General features: G+C 41.6%; 16 protein-coding genes. 9 read left to right on the plus strand and 7 right to left on the minus strand.

The window, feature by feature from the left end:
* Window positions 1-34: 34 nt before the first annotated feature.
* From D7Z94_RS06090 to D7Z94_RS06100, 3 genes are all read left to right on the plus strand, one after another.
* A complete protein-coding gene (locus tag D7Z94_RS06090) occupies window positions 35-391 on the plus strand; it encodes a heavy-metal-associated domain-containing protein (RefSeq protein WP_120710597.1) in 357 nt (118 codons plus the stop codon).
* Between the two features lie 134 nt (window positions 392-525).
* On the plus strand, window positions 526-1,491 hold the full coding sequence (locus D7Z94_RS06095) for a hypothetical protein (protein WP_120710598.1): 966 nt from the start codon (window positions 526-528) through the stop codon (window positions 1,489-1,491).
* Window positions 1,492-1,497: 6 nt separating this feature from the next.
* Window positions 1,498-2,568, plus strand: a complete 1,071-nt coding sequence (locus D7Z94_RS06100) for a DUF3179 domain-containing protein (RefSeq protein ID WP_120710599.1) — start codon at window positions 1,498-1,500, stop codon at window positions 2,566-2,568.
* An 82-nt stretch (window positions 2,569-2,650) separates the two neighbouring features.
* On the opposite strand, the gene groL is transcribed toward D7Z94_RS06100, so the two are convergent.
* The 7 genes from groL to miaB all read right to left on the minus strand — a co-directional run bounded on the left by groL (window position 2,651) and on the right by miaB (window position 9,602).
* Complete coding sequence (gene groL / locus D7Z94_RS06105) at window positions 2,651-4,285, minus strand: chaperonin GroEL (protein WP_120710600.1); 1,635 nt, start codon at window positions 4,283-4,285, stop codon at window positions 2,651-2,653.
* A 97-nt stretch (window positions 4,286-4,382) separates the two neighbouring features.
* Window positions 4,383-4,661, minus strand: coding sequence for a co-chaperone GroES (locus D7Z94_RS06110; RefSeq protein WP_120710601.1), 279 nt, complete (start codon window positions 4,659-4,661; stop codon window positions 4,383-4,385).
* A gap of 141 nt (window positions 4,662-4,802) precedes the next feature.
* Window positions 4,803-5,165 carry a preprotein translocase subunit SecG gene (secG, locus tag D7Z94_RS06115; RefSeq protein ID WP_120710602.1) on the minus strand — a complete coding sequence of 121 codons (363 nt, stop codon included), beginning with the start codon at window positions 5,163-5,165 and terminating at the stop codon, window positions 4,803-4,805.
* 8 nt (window positions 5,166-5,173) lie between these two features.
* A complete protein-coding gene (locus tag D7Z94_RS06120) occupies window positions 5,174-6,097 on the minus strand; it encodes a hypothetical protein (protein ID WP_120710603.1) in 924 nt (307 codons plus the stop codon).
* A gap of 92 nt (window positions 6,098-6,189) precedes the next feature.
* On the minus strand, window positions 6,190-6,708 hold the full coding sequence (locus D7Z94_RS06125) for an LptE family protein (protein ID WP_120710604.1): 519 nt from the start codon (window positions 6,706-6,708) through the stop codon (window positions 6,190-6,192).
* Window positions 6,709-6,817: 109 nt separating this feature from the next.
* The gene (locus D7Z94_RS06130; RefSeq protein WP_120710605.1) at window positions 6,818-8,086 is read right to left on the minus strand and encodes a sigma-54 interaction domain-containing protein; all 1,269 of its coding nucleotides are present in this window, start codon (window positions 8,084-8,086) and stop codon (window positions 6,818-6,820) included.
* Window positions 8,087-8,156: 70 nt separating this feature from the next.
* The gene (gene miaB / locus D7Z94_RS06135) at window positions 8,157-9,602 is read right to left on the minus strand and encodes a tRNA (N6-isopentenyl adenosine(37)-C2)-methylthiotransferase MiaB (RefSeq protein WP_120710897.1); all 1,446 of its coding nucleotides are present in this window, start codon (window positions 9,600-9,602) and stop codon (window positions 8,157-8,159) included.
* A gap of 337 nt (window positions 9,603-9,939) precedes the next feature.
* Here miaB and D7Z94_RS06140 point away from each other — a divergent pair, with 337 nt between their 5' ends.
* From D7Z94_RS06140 to porM, 6 genes are all read left to right on the plus strand, one after another.
* A complete protein-coding gene (locus D7Z94_RS06140) occupies window positions 9,940-11,187 on the plus strand; it encodes an LVIVD repeat-containing protein (RefSeq protein WP_120710606.1) in 1,248 nt (415 codons plus the stop codon).
* Window positions 11,188-11,304: 117 nt separating this feature from the next.
* A complete protein-coding gene (gene topA / locus D7Z94_RS06145) occupies window positions 11,305-13,785 on the plus strand; it encodes a type I DNA topoisomerase (RefSeq protein ID WP_120710607.1) in 2,481 nt (826 codons plus the stop codon).
* Between the two features lie 138 nt (window positions 13,786-13,923).
* Entirely contained in the window at window positions 13,924-15,084 is a 1,161-nt protein-coding gene (locus D7Z94_RS06150; protein WP_120710608.1) for a formimidoylglutamase, read from the plus strand.
* A 123-nt stretch (window positions 15,085-15,207) separates the two neighbouring features.
* The gene (gene porK / locus D7Z94_RS06155) at window positions 15,208-16,572 is read left to right on the plus strand and encodes a T9SS ring complex lipoprotein PorK/GldK (RefSeq protein ID WP_120710609.1); all 1,365 of its coding nucleotides are present in this window, start codon (window positions 15,208-15,210) and stop codon (window positions 16,570-16,572) included.
* Between the two features lie 105 nt (window positions 16,573-16,677).
* The gene (gene porL / locus D7Z94_RS06160; RefSeq protein ID WP_120710610.1) at window positions 16,678-17,328 is read left to right on the plus strand and encodes a type IX secretion system motor protein PorL/GldL; all 651 of its coding nucleotides are present in this window, start codon (window positions 16,678-16,680) and stop codon (window positions 17,326-17,328) included.
* Between the two features lie 57 nt (window positions 17,329-17,385).
* Window positions 17,386-18,945 (plus strand): type IX secretion system motor protein PorM/GldM, encoded by a 1,560-nt coding sequence (gene porM, locus D7Z94_RS06165; protein ID WP_120710611.1) that lies wholly within the window; start codon window positions 17,386-17,388, stop codon window positions 18,943-18,945.
* Window positions 18,946-18,962 lie beyond the last annotated feature (17 nt).

Here is an 18,962-nt window from a genome sequence, read left to right on the forward strand (position 1 = left end):
ATATAGTATCGTTGAGACCCTAAAAACAAAAAGTATGAAAAAAATAATAATATCTTCCGTTTTAATGCTCATGTCGGCAATCACTTTAGCCCAAGAAAAAAACAAAAAGTTGACTATGGAAGTCGATGGCAAGTGTGATATGTGTAAAATGCGAATAGAGAAAGCAGCTTTAGGTGTAAAGGGGGTAAAATATGCCTTGTGGGATATCCCTTCGCATCAATTGTCATTAATTATTGATGAACGCAAAACAGATCCGATGAAAATAAAGACCGCCATGGTACAGGTAGGTCATGACACCAAGGAACTTAAAGCTACCGAAGAAGCTTATAATAGCGTACACCCCTGCTGTAAATATCGTGAGGATAACACGGATGACAGTAAACAGCATTGATAAATTGTTGGGGAAACATCACAATTCCCTCTCTAAAAGTTAAATTTTGAGGTTTACCGCCCAATCTGGGTAGGTAAATGTAAGGACATCCCAATTTTTCACACTAAACCCAATATCACTAAAGGTTGATATAGGTGCGGAAGGTTCTTTTTATAACCATTTTCATATTGGCACAACAACTTTTTTCCCAAACTTGTTGTTCCGGAGGGGTCCCCCTATCCAATAATTTGGGACTACCTAATGAGGGGAAAGGAGTTTGGATTCTTGGATTGAATTACGACTACAACAATTTGAATACCTTAAATGCAGGTGCCGATAAGCTTGATGATGATTCCCGATTGCGTATTACCAATTCTATTTTAGCGAGTTTGGGCTATGCCTTTACGGACAGAATTTCTGTAGAAGCACTCTTTACATGGGTAAACCAAACGCGTACCATTACACAATTTGGAAATGAGAATTTTACTGAGACCACTGGTATTGGTGATGCTGTTTTCCTTGCGAAATATGCAATTCCGGATATCCTGGGGGAACGTACAGTCTTGAATCTGGGAGTAGGAACCAAGGCACCTTTGGGAAAATCGGATTTGACTACCGAGGAGGGATTTCAGTTGACCGCCGACCTGCAACCAGGAAGCGGGGCGTGGGATATGATTGGATGGATGTCCATATCCAAAGGACTTAACTTTAGGCCCTCCGCAACTGTTTCAGGAAGTTTCACATATCGCCTAACAGGTAAAAACAATTCATATTTAAATAACACTTCTACTTATGAATTTGGCGATGTTATACAGGCCAATTTAGGGTATACTGATCAGTTTCTATTGTTCAATACTATATTTAGCCCTGGGGTGGTATTTAAATACCGGAACGCTTCCGTGGACAGAATAGAAGATTCTGATTTGCCCAATACCGGAGGGGAATGGGTTTTTGTCAGGCCTGAATTTGGAGCTCAAATTACACCAAGTATTATACTTAGTACAAGATTGGAACTGCCCATTTATAGTTATGTGAACGGCACACAGCTCACACCTACATTGCGGTTCACAGCTGGAATCTCATTTCTGTTGAAAAAGAAAGAAGTAAACATTTTAAACTAATTTGCTATGAAAAACATGTTATTTTTACTGATTTGTGGCACACTTTTATTGTCATGTAGCTCATCGAGCACTCAACAAACGGAACAAAATCCTGATGTTCAAGGTAATCCAAATCCTTCCTCCAATGAATGGAGCATTCCGGTATCCGAAGTTTTGGATGGTGGTCCTGGAAGAGACGGTATCCCTGCTCTGGAGAATCCCAATTTTGTCGCTGCCGAAGATGCTTCGGCCGTTTTGAAGGATACCGATCTGGTAATAGGTTTTAAAAATGGCAATGACATCCGTGCTTACCCCCATATTATTTTGGATTGGCACGAAATCGTCAATGATAATATAGATGACACTTCCCTTGCAGTCACCTATTGCCCGCTTACAGGAACCGGAATCGGTTGGAACAGAATAATCGATGGAAGAGAAACTACTTTCGGGGTATCTGGGTTGTTGTACCAGACCAATTTGGTTCCCTTTGACAGGGCAACTCTGAGCAATTGGTCTCAGATTTTGAACGAATCCGTAAATGGTAACCTTTTGGGAGAAAAGGCAGATTTGATTCCTCTAGTGGAAACCGATTGGGGAACATGGAAATCCATGTTTCCTTCTACCAAAGTTTTGAGTATAATCACCGGTTTCTCCAGAACTTATGGGATTTATCCCTATCGTGATTACAGGACCAACAACGATTTTTTTATTTTCCCTACGCCTAAGGACGACAGATTGCCGTTAAAAGAACGGGTACATGCCATTGTAGATAATGGGGATGCAAAGGCCTATCGCTTTGAGGACGTTGAATCCTTGGGGGCAATCAAAGATTCTTTTAGGGGGAAGGATTATCTGATAGTCGGAAATTCAGAATTTATTATCTCTTTCGAATTAAATGAATCCCAGAATACCTCGGAATTTGAATTTAATTTTGATGGGGATTCAGAAGCGATTGTTCAGGATACCAATGGTACCCAATGGAATGCTTTTGGAGAGGTAGTCTCAGGTTCAGGCAGTCCTTTAAAGGTTTCATCCTCTTTTATGGGGTATTGGTTCTCTATTCCGGCTTTTTATGAGACGGCATTATTTGGGGAATAGTTATTTTGATAGATTCCCAGAATATAAAAGCCTCTCTGGAATTCCAGAGAGGCTTTTACTTTATAAAATGATTTAGCACTTATTACATCATTCCGGGCATACCGCCACCGCCTCCCATTGGAGGAGCTGCAGGTGCTTCTTCTTTAATGTCCGTCAAGGCACATTCGGTAGTTAAGATCATTCCGGCTACCGAAGCGGCATTTTCCAATGCAATTCTAGCCACCTTGGTAGGATCTATGATACCTGCCTTGAGCATGTCCACATACTTTTCAGATTTGGCATCGTACCCATAATCGGCCTTGCCTTCATTTACCTTGGCTACTACAACAGAGCCTTCACCTCCTGCGTTCTCGACAATTGTCCTGATTGGGGATTCAATGGCCCTGGCAACGATCTGTACCCCAGTTTCTTCATCGGCGTTTTCAGTGGACACCTTGGAGAGCATTTTCTTTGCTCTTACCAGAGCTACGCCCCCACCGGCAACGATACCTTCCTCAACAGCTGCCCTTGTGGCATGTAACGCATCGTCCACACGGTCTTTTTTCTCTTTCATTTCAACTTCGGAGGCCGCCCCAACATATAGTACGGCTACACCACCGGCCAATTTGGCCAAACGTTCCTGAAGTTTTTCTTTATCGTAATCCGAAGTGGTGGTTTCAATTTGGGATTTGATCTGGTTTACCCTGGTCTTAATGTTTTTTGCTGCTCCAGACCCATTTACAATAGTAGTATTGTCCTTGTCAATGGTCACCTTCTCACAGCTACCTAGCATATCTATGGTAGTATTTTCTAAAGAGAAACCTCTTTCCTCGGAGATAACCGTACCATTGGTCAATATGGCAATATCCTCCAACATGGCCTTTCTTCTATCTCCAAAGCCTGGTGCTTTTACGGCAGCAATTTTCAAAGACCCCCTTAATTTGTTCACTACCAATGTGGCCAAAGCCTCACCATCAACATCTTCGGCAATGATCAACAAAGGTTTCCCCGATTGCGCTACCGGCTCCAATACGGCAAGTAAATCTTTCATTGCTGAAATTTTCTTGTCGAACAATAAAATATAAGGATTCTCCAAATCCGCAGTCATTTTTTCGGAATCGGTCACGAAATATGGGGAGAGGTATCCTCGGTCAAACTGCATCCCTTCGACAACGTCAACATAAGTATCCGTTCCTTTGGCCTCTTCTACCGTGATAACTCCTTCTTTTCCTACTTTGCCGAAAGCTTGGGCAATAAGGTCACCTATGGCCTCATCATTATTGGCGGAAATAGCGGCAACTTGTTTTATTTTTTCAGAAGAATCACCTACACGTTTTGATTGCTTTGAGAGGTTCTCAACGATAGCATCAACGGCTTTGTCGATTCCCCTTTTTAAATCCATAGGGTTAGCACCGGCAGCCACGTTTTTTAAACCTTCCTTTACAATGGCCTGCGCTAGGACAGTGGCTGTAGTGGTACCGTCTCCCGCTAGATCATTAGTCTTGGAAGCAACTTCTTTTACCATTTGTGCACCCATATTTTCAAGGGCATCCGCCAACTCTATCTCTTTTGCTACGGTTACCCCATCTTTGGTAACAACGGGAGAACCAAAGGATTTGCTTATGATTACGTTTCTTCCCTTAGGACCTAGTGTTACTTTTACCGCGTTGGCCAGGGCATCTACTCCCCTTTTTAGACCGTCACGCGCTTCAATATCAAATTTTATGTCTTTTGCCATAATTAAAATTTTACTGTATTAAAATTTAAAATCCCAAACTTCAATTTCCAAATTCCAAGCTTTTGGGATTTGAGATTTGTTTTTTTGGAGTTTGGTTTTAAATAATTGCTAAAATGTCACTTTCACGCATCATAAGATAATCGGTACCTTCCAATTTTAGTTCCGTACCGGAATATTTTCCGTAGAGAACCGTATCACCCACCTTTACCGTAATCGCTTCATCTTTTGTGCCAGGGCCCACGGCAACCACTTTGCCCTGTTGTGGTTTTTCTTTAGCAGTATCCGGGATGTAGATACCGGATGCAGTCTTGGTTTCGGCCGCCATGGGTTCAATAAGAACCCTATCTGCCAATGGTTTGATGTTAACTTTAGCCATATTTAATAGTTTTAAATTGATTTAAAAATTCTTGGTTTTACTTGACAGAAATTATGCCATTTCCTAAAAACTGACACTTTGTAAAATAAAAAATGCCAGCTTGTCATTTTTGCTGGCATTTTGATATGTTTGTCCAATGGATTACAATGAGTCCGTAGGATCTACTCCATCATTTGTTGCAGGTGCTGGAATTTCTTCCGGTACCGTTTCGGGAACCGTTGTTTCTATATCATCCCCTTGAAGCAATTTTGAATCGGCTTGGCCGAAATTTCCTTTAAGAGCAACATTGGAAGCCAAAATGAGGACCACTAACAAAATGGCCAGGGTCCAAGTACTTTTATCCAGAAAATCTCCGGTCTTTTTTACACCACCTACAATTTGGCTGCCCCCTCCACCAAAAGAAGAGGATAGACCACCTCCTTTTGGATTTTGGACCATAATGACCAGGACCAATAGAAAACAGACTATGATGATAAGGATCAAAAAAATAGTGAACGTATTCATCTTTTATCTTAACTATGTTTTTTCTGTAATTTTTGTATTGCCTTTATGCGGTCTGCAAAGAAACCACTTTTTTCCGGATATTTCAAACTCAATATCTTATAAGCTTGTACTGCTTTCTTGTACTTTTTTTGCTCCAAATATACCTTGGCCAAAGTTTCGGTCATCAATTCATTTTTATCAATCTTTACCGATGACTTTATGTCTATATTGGAGTCAGGGTTTTCCCTCGGCACAATTTTGGGATTTTCCGCTATAAACTTGTCTATTAATTCGAATTTTTTGGTTTTCAGCACCTCTTCCTCGACAGGGAAATGTATCTCTTTTGCTCTTGTGCCCTTTGATGTATTTTTGCTTCTCTTTACCGTTTTTAACGAGGCAAGTTTTAACCACTCCGTAAAGGAATATTTCTCTCTTTTAGTGAATGGCAATGGGTCACCTAACTGTAGGCCGTCTTTTGAATTATCCTTTTTTTCAGATGAAGTTTCCGCAACTTTTTGGTTTTTGGACTCAAATAGGAGGGGATCCAAGATCTGATCGGCTTCGCCACTGTTTTGGGGAAGGGGAGCATCCTTGGATTTTTCAATTAAAAAAATACTTTCATTATCCGAGGGTAACACCTCTTCCGAAATGGTTTCGGTATTTGCCAGGGAGGTGGTTTTTCCTGAAATGGTATCTGCAATATTGTTTTGAAGAAAGTCCCTTGAGGTAATGAAATCGAACAGTATGTCCCGATCCGAGGTATAGGCGGCCGTGACCTTTAGGGCGTTATTGTACTTAAAGCTATTAAGGTTTTTTAACCCTTTTAAATGAAGTGCCCGCGCAGCCTGGAAATAGGGATATTCATCCAAAACGTCTTCCAGTTGTTTAGTCTGTACTGGGGATACCACTTTTTCCGGGTATTGAATGAGGTATGTAAATTCTGCTACATTCAAGATATAAGGCTACAAGCTTATTTTCAAATTAAACTCTTTCAATATTGTGCTTCCAACTTCATTTTTCATATTTCCAAGCTAGTATTTGTATTTTACCAATCCGCCAGGGATTCGTTAAAGATATCTTGGGTTATCCGTTCAAAAATAACTTCGTGTGCCTCAGACTGTATAGCCGTCAACTGTACATTTGCGTCATAATCAAAGAAAAAGGAGAATCGTTGTTCAAAATCGGCATCCTCTTTGGTCTTGTTGTAGAAGCGAACCTTTACCGCCATCGAAAGTCTATTTTGCGCCGCTCTCTGTTGTGCGGTTGCCGTCATTGGGGACACACGATATTCAACAATTTCGCCTTCATAGAGCAAATCCCCATTGGAAGAAGTAAGCTGCAAGCTAGTCTGATTTAGGATTCTGTCCTGTAGCGCCAGGGTGAAGTCCCTATCCAAACCCGGGGCAAAAACAGATCCCGGGCTTTGGGTGGCATAATTTTGAAAGTAGGGAACCTGAAAAGTCTCTGCCGTACCAACATCTCCACCGGTAAAATTATACACTCCACAACCACTTATTAAAATGGTAAGGATTACTATTGGAATTCTGTATTTGGATTTATGCACGCTTCCTTTTTAAACCAAGAATAAAAAATATAGAACGAATAAAAAAAGTTTTCACTTTCTTTTATGACCAAATCCCTTGGAAATTCTCTTTTTAACCGAAACCCCAACCTCAAAGGTCATATTGCTTTATTTTTCTATATAAGGTACGCTCCGAGATGCCCAATTCCGCAGCTGCCGCTTTTCGTTTCCCTCTGTTGCGCTCCAAGGACTTTTTGATCAATTCTATTTCCTTTTCTTGTAAAGATAGGGTTTCTTCTTCCTCTATCTCTTCTGCAAAATGATATTTGTCCTCTTGGGGCTGGGTATATGTTTGGGGTTCTACATGGGGTTCTGGAAGTTGCAGGACCTCCATGGAGGTACTTTCCTCTTCTTGTGCCTCTTCCCCATTGCTCCCATATATTTTCCGGATAAGCGTTTCGTTCTCTTCCTGTACCTTGGCAGAATCCTTGTTCTTAAGTAACTCCAGGGTAAGTTTCTTCAGATCATTAAGATCTCCCTTCATGTCGAACAGTACCTTGTACAGTATTTCCCGTTCATTGCTAAAATTCCCTTCTTCACTCTTTTGGTCTATAACCGCGGGGAGATTACTTCTGTTGGCATTGGGAAGGTAACCGTTTAGTACATATGCGGATATGTTTCTTTCTTCTTCAAGTACCGAAATCTGTTCCGCTATATTGCGTAATTGCCTCACGTTACCGGGCCATCGGTGTTTTAGGAGCAATTGAACGGCATCGTCCTCCAACCGTATTGTGGGCATTTTGTATTTCTGGCCAAAATCCGAAGCGAATTTCCTGAACAAAAGATGAATATCCCCTTGACGTTCGCGCAAAGGAGGAATATTGATTTCAACGGTACTTAACCTGTAGTATAGGTCTTCCCTGAACTTTTCTTTCTTTATGGCATCCAGCATATCCATGTTGGTGGCGGCTACAATACGTACGTCCGTTTTTTGTACTTGTGAAGATCCCACCTTTAAAAATTCACCGTTCTCCAAAACCCGTAACAGGCGTACCTGGGTCGTAAGTGGAAGTTCTCCGACTTCATCAAGGAATATGGTCCCGCCATCGGCTACTTCAAAGTATCCGCTCCGGGTTTGCGTAGCACCGGTAAAAGAGCCTTTTTCATGACCAAAAAGCTCACTATCTATGGTGCCCTCGGGGATGGCCCCACAGTTCACCGCAATGTATTTTGCGTGTTTTCTATGGGACAGGGAATGTATGATTTTTGGAACGGCTTCCTTACCTACACCACTTTCGCCGGTGACCAAGACCGAAATATCTGTCGGTGCCACTTGAATGGCTTTTTCCAATGCCCTGTTTAGTTTGGGGTCATTGCCAATTATTTCGAAACGTTGTTTTATTGCTTGTACTGATTCCATTTAGTTTCTTGCATTCCTTCCGGATGAAAATGCCGTTTACGGCACAGTTCAAATACGGAATTCCAAAAAGTCAATTGTTAGCTGTATATCCTATTGCTTCACCTATTAAGGTAGCCGAGGTACACTCGTTTATCTTTACGTTTACAAAATCCCCAACATGGTAATTTTCCTTGGGAAATACTACAACGGTATTTTGGGAATTACGTCCCATCCAATGGACCTCCGATTTTTTGGAAGACCCTTCTATTAAGACTTCCTCAATTTTTCCCAAATGCTGTTGGGTTCTATAAAGCCCATGTTTTTGCTGGAGATCTATAATTTCGCGTAACCTTCTTTTTTTGGTTTCCTCAGGGATATCATCCTTCAATTTTCTTGCTGCCAAGGTGCCTGGCCTTTCCGAATAGGCGAACATAAAACCGAAATCATACTTCACATATTCCATTAGGGACAATGTATCCTTGTGATCTTCTTCGGTTTCCGTGGGAAACCCAGTGATCATATCTTGGCTTATGGCACAATCCGGCAATATTCTGCGGATGTTCGCTATCAAATCAAAATATTCCTCACGGGTATGTAAACGGTTCATCGCTTTTAGAATGCGATTACTGCCGCTTTGTACCGGTAAGTGAATGTAATTACATATATTATCGTGCTTGGCCATGGTCTTTATGACATCTAAGGTCATATCTTGCGGATTGGAAGTAGAAAAACGGATACGCATTTTGGGCTGCGCGAGAGCTACCATTTCCAATAACCCGGCAAAATTAACTGCAGTGGCTTTCTGTATTTCCGATGCTTTTTCAAATTCCTTCTTAAGTCCGCCACCATACCATAGGTAGCTGTCCACGTTTTGCCCTAGCAATGTTACCTCCTTGAACCCTTTTTTCCAGAGATCATTTACCTCGGCTACAATGGAAAGTGGGTCCCGGCTGCGTTCGCGACCTCTCGTAAAGGGAACCACACAAAAGGTGCACATATTGTCACATCCTCGGGTAATGGATACAAAAGCGGTTACACCATTGGAGTTCAATCGGACAGGGGCCACATCGCCATATGTTTCGTCCTTGGAAAGGATAACGTTTACTGCATTTCGGCCTTCGTCGATTTCCTGTATAAGATTGGGCAAGTCTTTATAGGCATCCGGACCTACCACCATATCAACTATCTTTTCCTCTTCCAAGAGCTTATCCTTTAACCGCTCCGCCATACAGCCCAGAACACCCACCTTCATATGGGGTTTGGTTTTTTTTACCGCATTGAATTTTTCCAAACGTTTTCTGACGGTTGTCTCTGCTTTTTCGCGAATAGAACAGGTGTTTACCAAAACCAGATCGGCCTCCTCAAGGACATTCGTTGTATTGAATCCTTGTTTGGACAAGATAGAAGCCACAATTTCACTATCGGAAAAATTCATTTGACAGCCATAACTTTCTATGTACAGCTTACGTGTATTGCCTTGGTTGCTTTCCAAAGTAAGCGTGTTGCCCTGAACCGATTCGTCAATTACTTTCTCCATGGAATACCTACTATCTTTCGTGGAATTTAGGAAGGCAAAGATAATACTAAATTCAAAGTTGTGACATAATGACAGTTTGTTTTGCAATATTTTATGCGTTATCTCGCCATTTGAGGGCATGTCCTATTGTTTATCGGGATGTTATGGCCGTAGTAAGTACTATAAATCTTCAAGGTTTTTCCCAAAGTACCGCGGAAAAAACCCAACATCTAGTATCCATAAGAATGATAAACTCTGATACCGGAAATCAATTTTCTTAAGATTGTCATTACAAACCAACGCAACGGTATCTCATTACATGCATCTATTATTCAACAACCCAATAAATAAATATGTTATGAAAAAGAAATTGCTATTGCTACTCGTGGTAGCTTCGTTGGGATTTATTTCCTGCGACGATAACGAGGACGATGGGAGGTATGCGGACTATCTAGTGGCGCGCCCATTGAAGATTACTAAGACGGAATTTAAAAATGGTGTGGATGTCATAGCTCCTTTGCCCATTGAGGAATCGGGAAAGATTTATGCTTATCAGGATTACATTTTTGTCAATGACAAATACAGGGGCGTTCACGTCATAGACAATAGTAATCCAAATGCCCCAAAAAAGATCTCCTTTATTAAAATTGCCGGTAATGTGGATATTTCCGTAAAAGATGACTATCTATATGCTGATAGCCTCATGGACCTTATCGTTTTGGATATTTCGGACATTACCAACATTACTATCGTGAATCGATTGGAAAATGTACTTAGGGACAATGTAATTTGGCCTTTGGGAGTCGATTTTTTTGAACAAACGAATTTTGATTATGAGAATGAAATTATCGTTGGATGGGAAGTGGTTACAGAGCGTCGCCTAATTTCCGAATACGAGGAACGTTTTCTAAACAGAGGGGATGCTTTGTTTGCGGAAGCTGCCAATGATGCGGGCACCGGACAAGGTGGTTCTTTAGCACGATTTAAGATTGTTGGCGATTTTCTATATGCTGTAGATAGCCATAACATTAATATCTTTAATATAGAGGATTTGGAAAATCCACAGGATTTAGAGGATGTTTATGCCGGGTTTGATATTGAAACAATTTTTAATCGTGGAGAACATTTGTTTCTCGGAAGTATGCGTGGGATGTATATATATGATATTTCTTCCCCAGCTACCCCTACCTTCGTATCAGAGTTTCAACACGGCACTGCTTGTGACCCAGTAGTCGTGGATGGAGACTACGCGTATGTTACCCTCCGGGGCGGTAACGGTTGTGGCGCAACGGAAAGCGGATTGTTTATTGTGGATATTTCCAATATCTCCAGTCCGGAATTAAAAATTTCCTACCCCATGGACGGCCCATACGGACTTGGTATAAAGGATGAAAAGCTGTTCGTTTGTGATGGCGAATCAGGTCTTAAGGTATACGATAAGACCAATGTGGAAGATTTGGTATCCCTAAACCATTTTAAGGACATTTTTACGTTTGATGTCATTCCCTTGGATAATTCCCTTTTGATGGTGGGAGATGAGGTGTTGTACCAATACGAATATTTGCAAGATGATATTAAATTAATGAGTACCCTCCAGCTTGATTAAAACATTATATAAGACAGAAAAAGCCCCGGAATTCCGGGGCTTTTTTATGCAAGACTATAGCGCGGATAGTTTCAAATTAAAAATTTCGGTTACTTTTGTTCCTTCAAAAACCGTTGCATGGCAAAGAATTTAGTGATCGTTGAGTCGCCTGCCAAGGCAAAGACGATAGAGAAATTTTTAGGGAAGGATTACAAAGTGGAATCCAGTTTTGGACACATTGCGGACTTGCCTTCCAAGGAGCTTGGCGTAGATGTAGATAATAATTTTGAGCCCAAATATATAGTAGACAAGGAGAAAAAGGCATTGGTCAAGAAATTAAAGGATCTTGCCAAAAAAGCGGATACCATATGGTTGGCCAGTGATGAAGATCGTGAAGGGGAAGCCATTTCTTGGCATTTGACCGAAACTTTGGATTTGGATAAGAAAAAGACCAAGCGAATCGTTTTTAACTCCATTACCAAATCTGCTATCCAGAAGGCCATTGAGAATCCACGCGATATCAATTACAATTTGGTTAACGCCCAACAGGCGAGGCGGGTATTGGATCGTTTGGTAGGCTATCAACTCTCGCCCGTACTATGGAAAAAAATTAAGCCAGGACTTTCGGCCGGTAGGGTCCAATCGGTTGCAGTAAGGCTGATCGTTGAAAGGGAACGTGATATAGAGGTATTTAAGCCGGAAGCTTCCTTTAAGATTTCGGCAGAATTCAAGACCGCCGATGGGGGCGTCTTTATGGCCAAATTGAATAAGACCTTTGCATCCAAGGATGAAGCAGGGGCCTTTTTAAAAAAGAACCTTGGAGCCATTTTTTCAGTAGGGAACCTCGACAAGAAACCCGCTAAAAAATCTCCATCGGCACCATTTACTACTTCTACCTTGCAGCAAGAGGCCTCCCGCAAACTCTATTTTTCGGTGGGGCGTACCATGCAGGTTGCCCAACGCTTATACGAGGCCGGACTTATTACCTATATGAGAACGGATAGCGTTAACCTCTCCGGTGAAGCCATTGCTATGGCCAAAGAGGCCATTATTGAAAATTATGGAAACGAATACAGTAGCGTAAGGAATTTTAAGGGAAAGTCAAAAGGTGCTCAGGAAGCGCATGAGGCCATACGGCCTACCAACATAACCAACCAATCACCATCCTTGGAGCGGGACCAGTCCAAATTGTACGAACTTATTTGGAAACGGACCATTGCGTCACAAATGAGCGATGCCCAATTGGAACGTACCAATGTTAAGATTAAGTCGAACACCCATGGCGAGGAATTTACGGCCAACGGGGAGGTAATCAAATTTGATGGTTTCCTAAAGGTGTATATGGAAGGGATCGATGATGAGGATAGGGCCGAAGAACAGGAAGGCATGTTGCCGGCCATGAAGGAAGGTGATGTTCTGGACAATACATACATTTCGGCTACCGAGCGTTTCACAAGACCGCCATATCGATTTACTGAAGCTTCTTTGGTAAAGAAATTGGAGGAACTCGGTATTGGAAGACCTTCCACATATGCGCCTACTATTTCTACCATTCAGAACAGGGGCTATGTGGAAAAAGGCACCATAGAAGGTACAGAAAGAAATTACGTTCAATTAGTATTGGATTCCGGAAAAATACAGGAAAAAAAGCTTGCCGAAACCGTAGGTTCCGATAAGGGCAAGCTCGTTCCCACGGATATAGGCATGATCGTAAATGACTTTTTGGTAAGCCATTTCGCCAATATTTTGGATTACAACTTTACCGCCAAGGTCGAAGAAAACTTTGATGAAATTGCCGAAGGTGAAGAGGATTGGCAAAAAATAATGCAGGATTTTTATAAGGATTTTCGGCCCAATGTTGAGCATGTGGAGGAAAACGCCGATCGAGCCAGTGGGGAGCGAGTATTGGGAACGGATCCCGATACAGGTAGACAGGTGGCCGTACGTCTTGGAAGATTTGGACCTATGGTTCAAATAGGAACGGTAGAAGAGGAGGAAAAGCCTTTGTTTGCCAGTCTTTTGCCAGACCAGTCCCTTAACACCATTACCTACGAAGAGGCTATGGAGTTGTTTCAACTTCCCAGAAAATTAGGGGCTTACAAGGGAGAAGACATAGAAGCTAGTGTGGGTCGTTATGGTCCGTATGTTCGTTTCGGAAAGAAGTTTGTTTCCTTGGAGAAGGGCGAAAGTGCTTTTGATGTGGATCTGGAAAGGGCCATTGAGCTCATTAAGGAAAAAGAAAAGGCAGATGCGCCCATTGCAACTTATGAAGGCAAGGAAGTTACCAAAGGCAAAGGAAGGTTTGGACCCTTCATCAAATGGGATGGGATCTTTATCAATGTCAATAAAAAATATGATTTCGAGAATTTATCCCAGGAGAATATCGAAGAACTGATCGAGGTTAAAAAGCAAAAGGAAATTGATAAATTAATACAGGAATGGCCAGAGGAGGGTATCCGGATCGAAAAGGCCAGATGGGGAAGACACAATATAATAAAAGGTCGTACCAAGGTAGAGTTGGCCAAAACGGTGGATGTCTCTAAAATAAAACTGGAAGAGGCCAAGGAACTTTTGGCAAAAAAGGCTCCGAAAAAAAGGTCCAAGGCAAAGAAGAAGTAAAAAACATCATGGTCGGCAATTCTAAATTCAAAGCTATGGGTATTACGAAAGTCCAAAATTCTTGTCCTTGCAATTGACACGGTAACTTTTTAGTTTTGAACAACGAACAAATAGCCCGATAACCCAATATTTACCTTCATGGCTTTCGATTTTTTAGTACCGGTTGCGGATAAGGTCCTTGCCCATTGCGAATTGTTGCCCCCCCAAGCCCTTGGAAAAAACATATACAAGCATACGGAAAAAGAGGGCCTGCCGGTTTTGGCCGGCGCATCCATGGCCATAGTGGGCGTTTTGGAATCTAGGAACGCTTTCGTAAAAAAACATGAAAAACTGGATGTTTCCAACATCAGGATTCAATTATACAAGTTATTGCAGGGGAACTGGAACTCCACCCTTGTGGATATGGGAGATATAGAGGAGGGAGAGACCGTAGATGATACATATTTTGTGGTTAGGGAAATTGCTGCGGGTCTTTTGGAGGAAAATATTGTTCCCATTATAATCGGGGCTACCCAGGATGTTACCTACCCTACCTACCGCGCCTTTGATGGCATAAAGGATTTGATAAACTTGGTAGCGGTAGACAGCCGTTTCGATTTTGGAATAGAGGACGAATTGATATCTTCCAATTCTTACATGAGCAAGATAATTACGGATAAGCCTAACAACCTGTTCAATTTCTCCAACATTGGATATCAAAGTTACTTTAATGCCCAAGAGGAAATTGACCTTATGGATCGCCTTTTTTTTGATGCCTATAGATTGGGGGAACTTACCCAAAATATGTCATTGGTAGAGCCGGTATTGCGAAATGCACATGTGGTAAGTATAGATGCTCGTTCCATAAAGGCCGGTGAAATGGGAGTGCTTTCCAATGACTTTTCCCCAAATGGGTTTGATGGTAGGGAAATCTGTGCTATTGCCAGATATGCAGGTATCAGTGATAAAGTCTGTTTATTCGGTATTTATGAAATGGAGAATACAGTACAATCCGGTCAACTTGTAGCTCAGATAATTTGGTACTTTATAGAGGGGTATAACTATAGGATTTATGAATCTCCTTATGCCAAAAATGAAAACTTCACAAAGTACAACGTACCCACTGAAACGGAAGAGTTGGTCTTCTATAAAAGTCACCTTACAGAAAGATGGTGGGTAGAGGTACCTTCAATTTTAACTTCACATACTAAAAAGGAATCATCGGCGTTATTACCATGCGCCGAAAAGGACTATTTGGACGCTTGCGACCAGAACATTCCAGAAAGGTGGTTCAAGGCCTATAAGAAGGGCCTTAATTGATCAAAAGTTTTTTTAGAGGATAATTGCTTTCGATACAATAATTTACTCAAAACGTAGTTTTAGAGAGTAGAATAAATATTTGTGTTTGCAGTTTATAACCGAAATCGAAATTTAACCTAAAGTATGAAGAAGCTATTGTTATCATCCATAGCGTTTGTTTTTTTGCTCACAAGTTGTGGGTCTAAAACGAAGGGAGAGCTAGTTGGAGCCAAAGGTAAAAAATGGTATCCCGAGAAACCCTATGGAATGGAATTGATTCCCAGGGGATCTTTCATTATGGGTAAGAGCGAGGAAGATATGGCAAAGGTTCTCAATGCCCCAACAAAGACTGTTACCGTACGTTCCTTTTATATGGATGATACGGAGATTACCAACAGTGAATATAGGCAGTTTGTGGAATGGGTAAAGGATTCCATTACGAGAACAAAATTGGCCATTCTTGCCGATGAATTGGGACTAGGTCCTGAAGATGGGGGAATTGGGGAGTACGCATTTAAGGATGCCGATACCTCCAAAGTTTCCGCATACGATAAATACATGCTGGACAATTACTCCGGAATGGGAGAGACAGGATATGAAGGAAGGGGATTGAACAAGGATGAAGATCTTATTTGGGACACTTCGGAATATCCGGACGAATACTATACCGAGGTTATGGATTCTTTGTACATTCCTGAGGAGGAATCCTATAATGGACAAAGAAGTGTAGATGTTACCAAACTAAAGTATAAATATAGTTGGATGGATATTGAAGCCGCCGCCCGCGCTGCCAAAAAAGGAAAGGGTAGTAGAAGGGACTTTATCCGTCAGGAAGAATTGGAAATTTATCCGGATACCACTGTATGGATCAGGGATTTTGAATATTCCTATAACGAACCCATGCATAATGATTACTTTTGGCATGATGCATACAGTGATTATCCTGTAGTCGGGGTATCTTGGAAGCAGGCAAAAGCCTTTTGTAACTGGAGGACCAAGTTTAAGAATGATGATCAGAAGAGCCGCGGAAGGCAATTTGTCAATCAATTTAGATTGCCTACCGAAGCGGAATGGGAATACGCCGCCAGAGGTGGTATTGAGGGTGGAACCTATCCTTGGGGAGGCCCTTATGTAATTAGCGATACAGGTTGTTTCATGGCCAACTTTAAGCCACAACGAGGGGATTATGCAGCCGACGCCGCCTTATACACCGTGGAGGCAAAGTCGTACGAGCCTAATGATTTTAATTTGTACAATATGGCCGGTAACGTATCCGAGTGGACCAACTCCAGCTATGATCCTGCATCCTATGATTACGTTTCTACAATGAACCCCAATGGCGGAGACGGTGGAAATGCAAGAAAAGTGATCCGTGGTGGATCTTGGAAGGACGTAGCATATTTCCTTCAAGTGAGTACCAGGGATTACGAATACAAAGATTCCGCAAGGAGTTATATAGGTTTCCGAACCGTCCAGGATTATATGGGCGAAGAGGATTCAACACAATAGAATATTTTAAATCTTAAATACAAATCCCGATACCAACTATCGGAAAACCATCAAATTTTAACCAAATACTTATTTTAACAGTAAACTTAAATTAAATTTTAAATTATGGCACAGTCAAAATCAACAAAGAAATTGTTTAACATGGCCTACGGCCTTGGGGCATCTGTAGTAATTATCGGTGCGTTGTTCAAAATCCTTCACTGGGAGTTCGGACCTCTTAATGGTGGAATCCTTCTAGCGATAGGACTTATTACGGAAGCACTTATTTTTGCGATCAGTGCATTTGAACCAGTAGATGATGAATATGATTGGTCTTTGGTTTATCCTGAATTATCCGGTGGAGCTTCCAACGGAAAGAAAAACGAGTTGGCCGAGATGAAAGAAGCTGAGACTTCTTTATCCAAAAAATTAGATGACCTTTTAAAAGAAGCCGGTGTAGATGCCAATCTTATGGAAAGCTTGGGTGACAGTATCCGAAATTTTGAAGGAGCCGCCAAAGGTATCGCCCCTACAATGGATGCCATGGAGTCTACCAAGAAATATTCCGATGAAATGGTTCAGGCCGCTGCACAAATGGAGTCTTTGAACAGCTTGTACAAAGTTCAATTGGAGAGTGCAAGTAAGCAAGCTTCTGTTAACGAAGAAGTAGTACAGAATGCCAGTGCCCTTAAGGAGCAAATGGAATCTTTGGCCACCAACCTTTCTTCTTTGAACGGTGTTTACGGAGGAATGTTGACCGCAATGAATAGAAACTAATTGGATTGAATTCCTTAAACCCAAATCAGATTAATTAATTAAATCCAATTAGAAAATATGGCTTCAGGAAAACAGACGCCACGTCAAAAGATGATCAACCTAATGTACCTGATCTTCATTGCGATGTTGGCCTTAAATATGAGCAAGGAAGTTCTTGCCGCGTTCGGAATAATGAACGAACGGATGGAGGCTTCCAATGTAAAGACGAAAGAAAGTAACGAAGCTTTCTTGGCCAGTCTAGAAACAAAGGCATCCGAGGATTCCGCCAAATATGGGGAATTGTATCAGAATGCCCAGCAAATAAAAACCTTGTCCCAAGAATATTACGATTATTTGGAAGGTCTTAAATCAGAAATGATGAAAGAGACTGAAGATCCAAAGGATTATGCTGTAATGGACAAGTCCGACTATTTAGATCAACAATTCTTTCAAGGCGACAACCTAGCCAAAGGCGGTAAGGAGTTCATGAAAAGGATTACGGATTATCGTACCCAAGTTGCAGCCATTGTTCCTGCAGGAATCAAAGAATCCATTAAAGCTCGTTTCGAAACAGGTGATGCCAATGGCAAAGTTGAAAAGCGTGATGGTACCAAACAAGATTGGATCAACTATCACTATGAAGGCTTTCCACAAGTTGCCTCTTTGGCCAAGTTGACCGCGCTTCAAGCGGACGTCAAGGCAACGGAGGAAGACGCTTTGAAATCCATGTTGGAAGGAGAACTTACCAGTCAAGTTTCCTTAAAGAACTTTGCTACCTCTCTTTTAGCTACTAAGTCCGCTTTCTATAGTGGTGAGAAATATGACGGTAAGATAATTATTAGTAAGACCGATAATTCCTCTACACCTGTTAAGGCAGAATTGACTTTGGACGGTAGAAAAATGACGGATGGAAAGGACTATCGTTTGGAAGCAGGCGGGGTTAAATTGCTAATAGGCGCTGGGGCTCCCGGTGACCATACTGTAGAAGGTACATTATATTTCATGCAGGATGGTGAAGAGATTCCCGTACCTGTAAAAAATGCCTTTGCAACGATCAGCAAACCTAACGCTGCTTTGATCGCTGCCGATAAGATGAACGTAGTGTATCGTGGAGTATCCAATCCAATGTCAATTTCTATTCCAGGTATACCTAATAACAAGGTAACTGCATCCGCACCGGGTCTTACCAAAAGAAACGGTAGTAGTTATGTAATGAACCCTGGAAAAGGAAGGACTGTTAAGATTATTGCGTCCGGTATTTTGCCCGATGGTCAGCGTATTTCTACTCCTGCAACCTTTAGGATCAAGGATATTCCGAGACCTTCAGGATCTGTAAGTAAGCAGACCGGTAGCCTAAAACTACCTAGAAGAAACTTGGAAATCGCTACGATCAGTGCCATGTTGGAGGATTTTGACTTTGACTTGAACCTTGCCGTTAGTGGATTTAAATTTAAAGTACCCGGACAGCCAACAGTTGCCGTTAATGGTAGCAAATTGGATTCTAGGGCCAAATCCGCCCTAAAACGTGCAAAAAGAGGTGATGCCGTTCAGATATTCGATATCAACGCTTACATCACAAATAACAAAAGTTACAAATTGAAGAAAGTATCTCCGGTAGTTGTGGAGATAACAAATTAATAACGATTAAAAACCGG

The sequence above is a fragment of the Ulvibacterium marinum genome (assembly GCF_003626755.1).
Taxonomy (GTDB): domain Bacteria; phylum Bacteroidota; class Bacteroidia; order Flavobacteriales; family Flavobacteriaceae; genus Ulvibacterium; species Ulvibacterium marinum.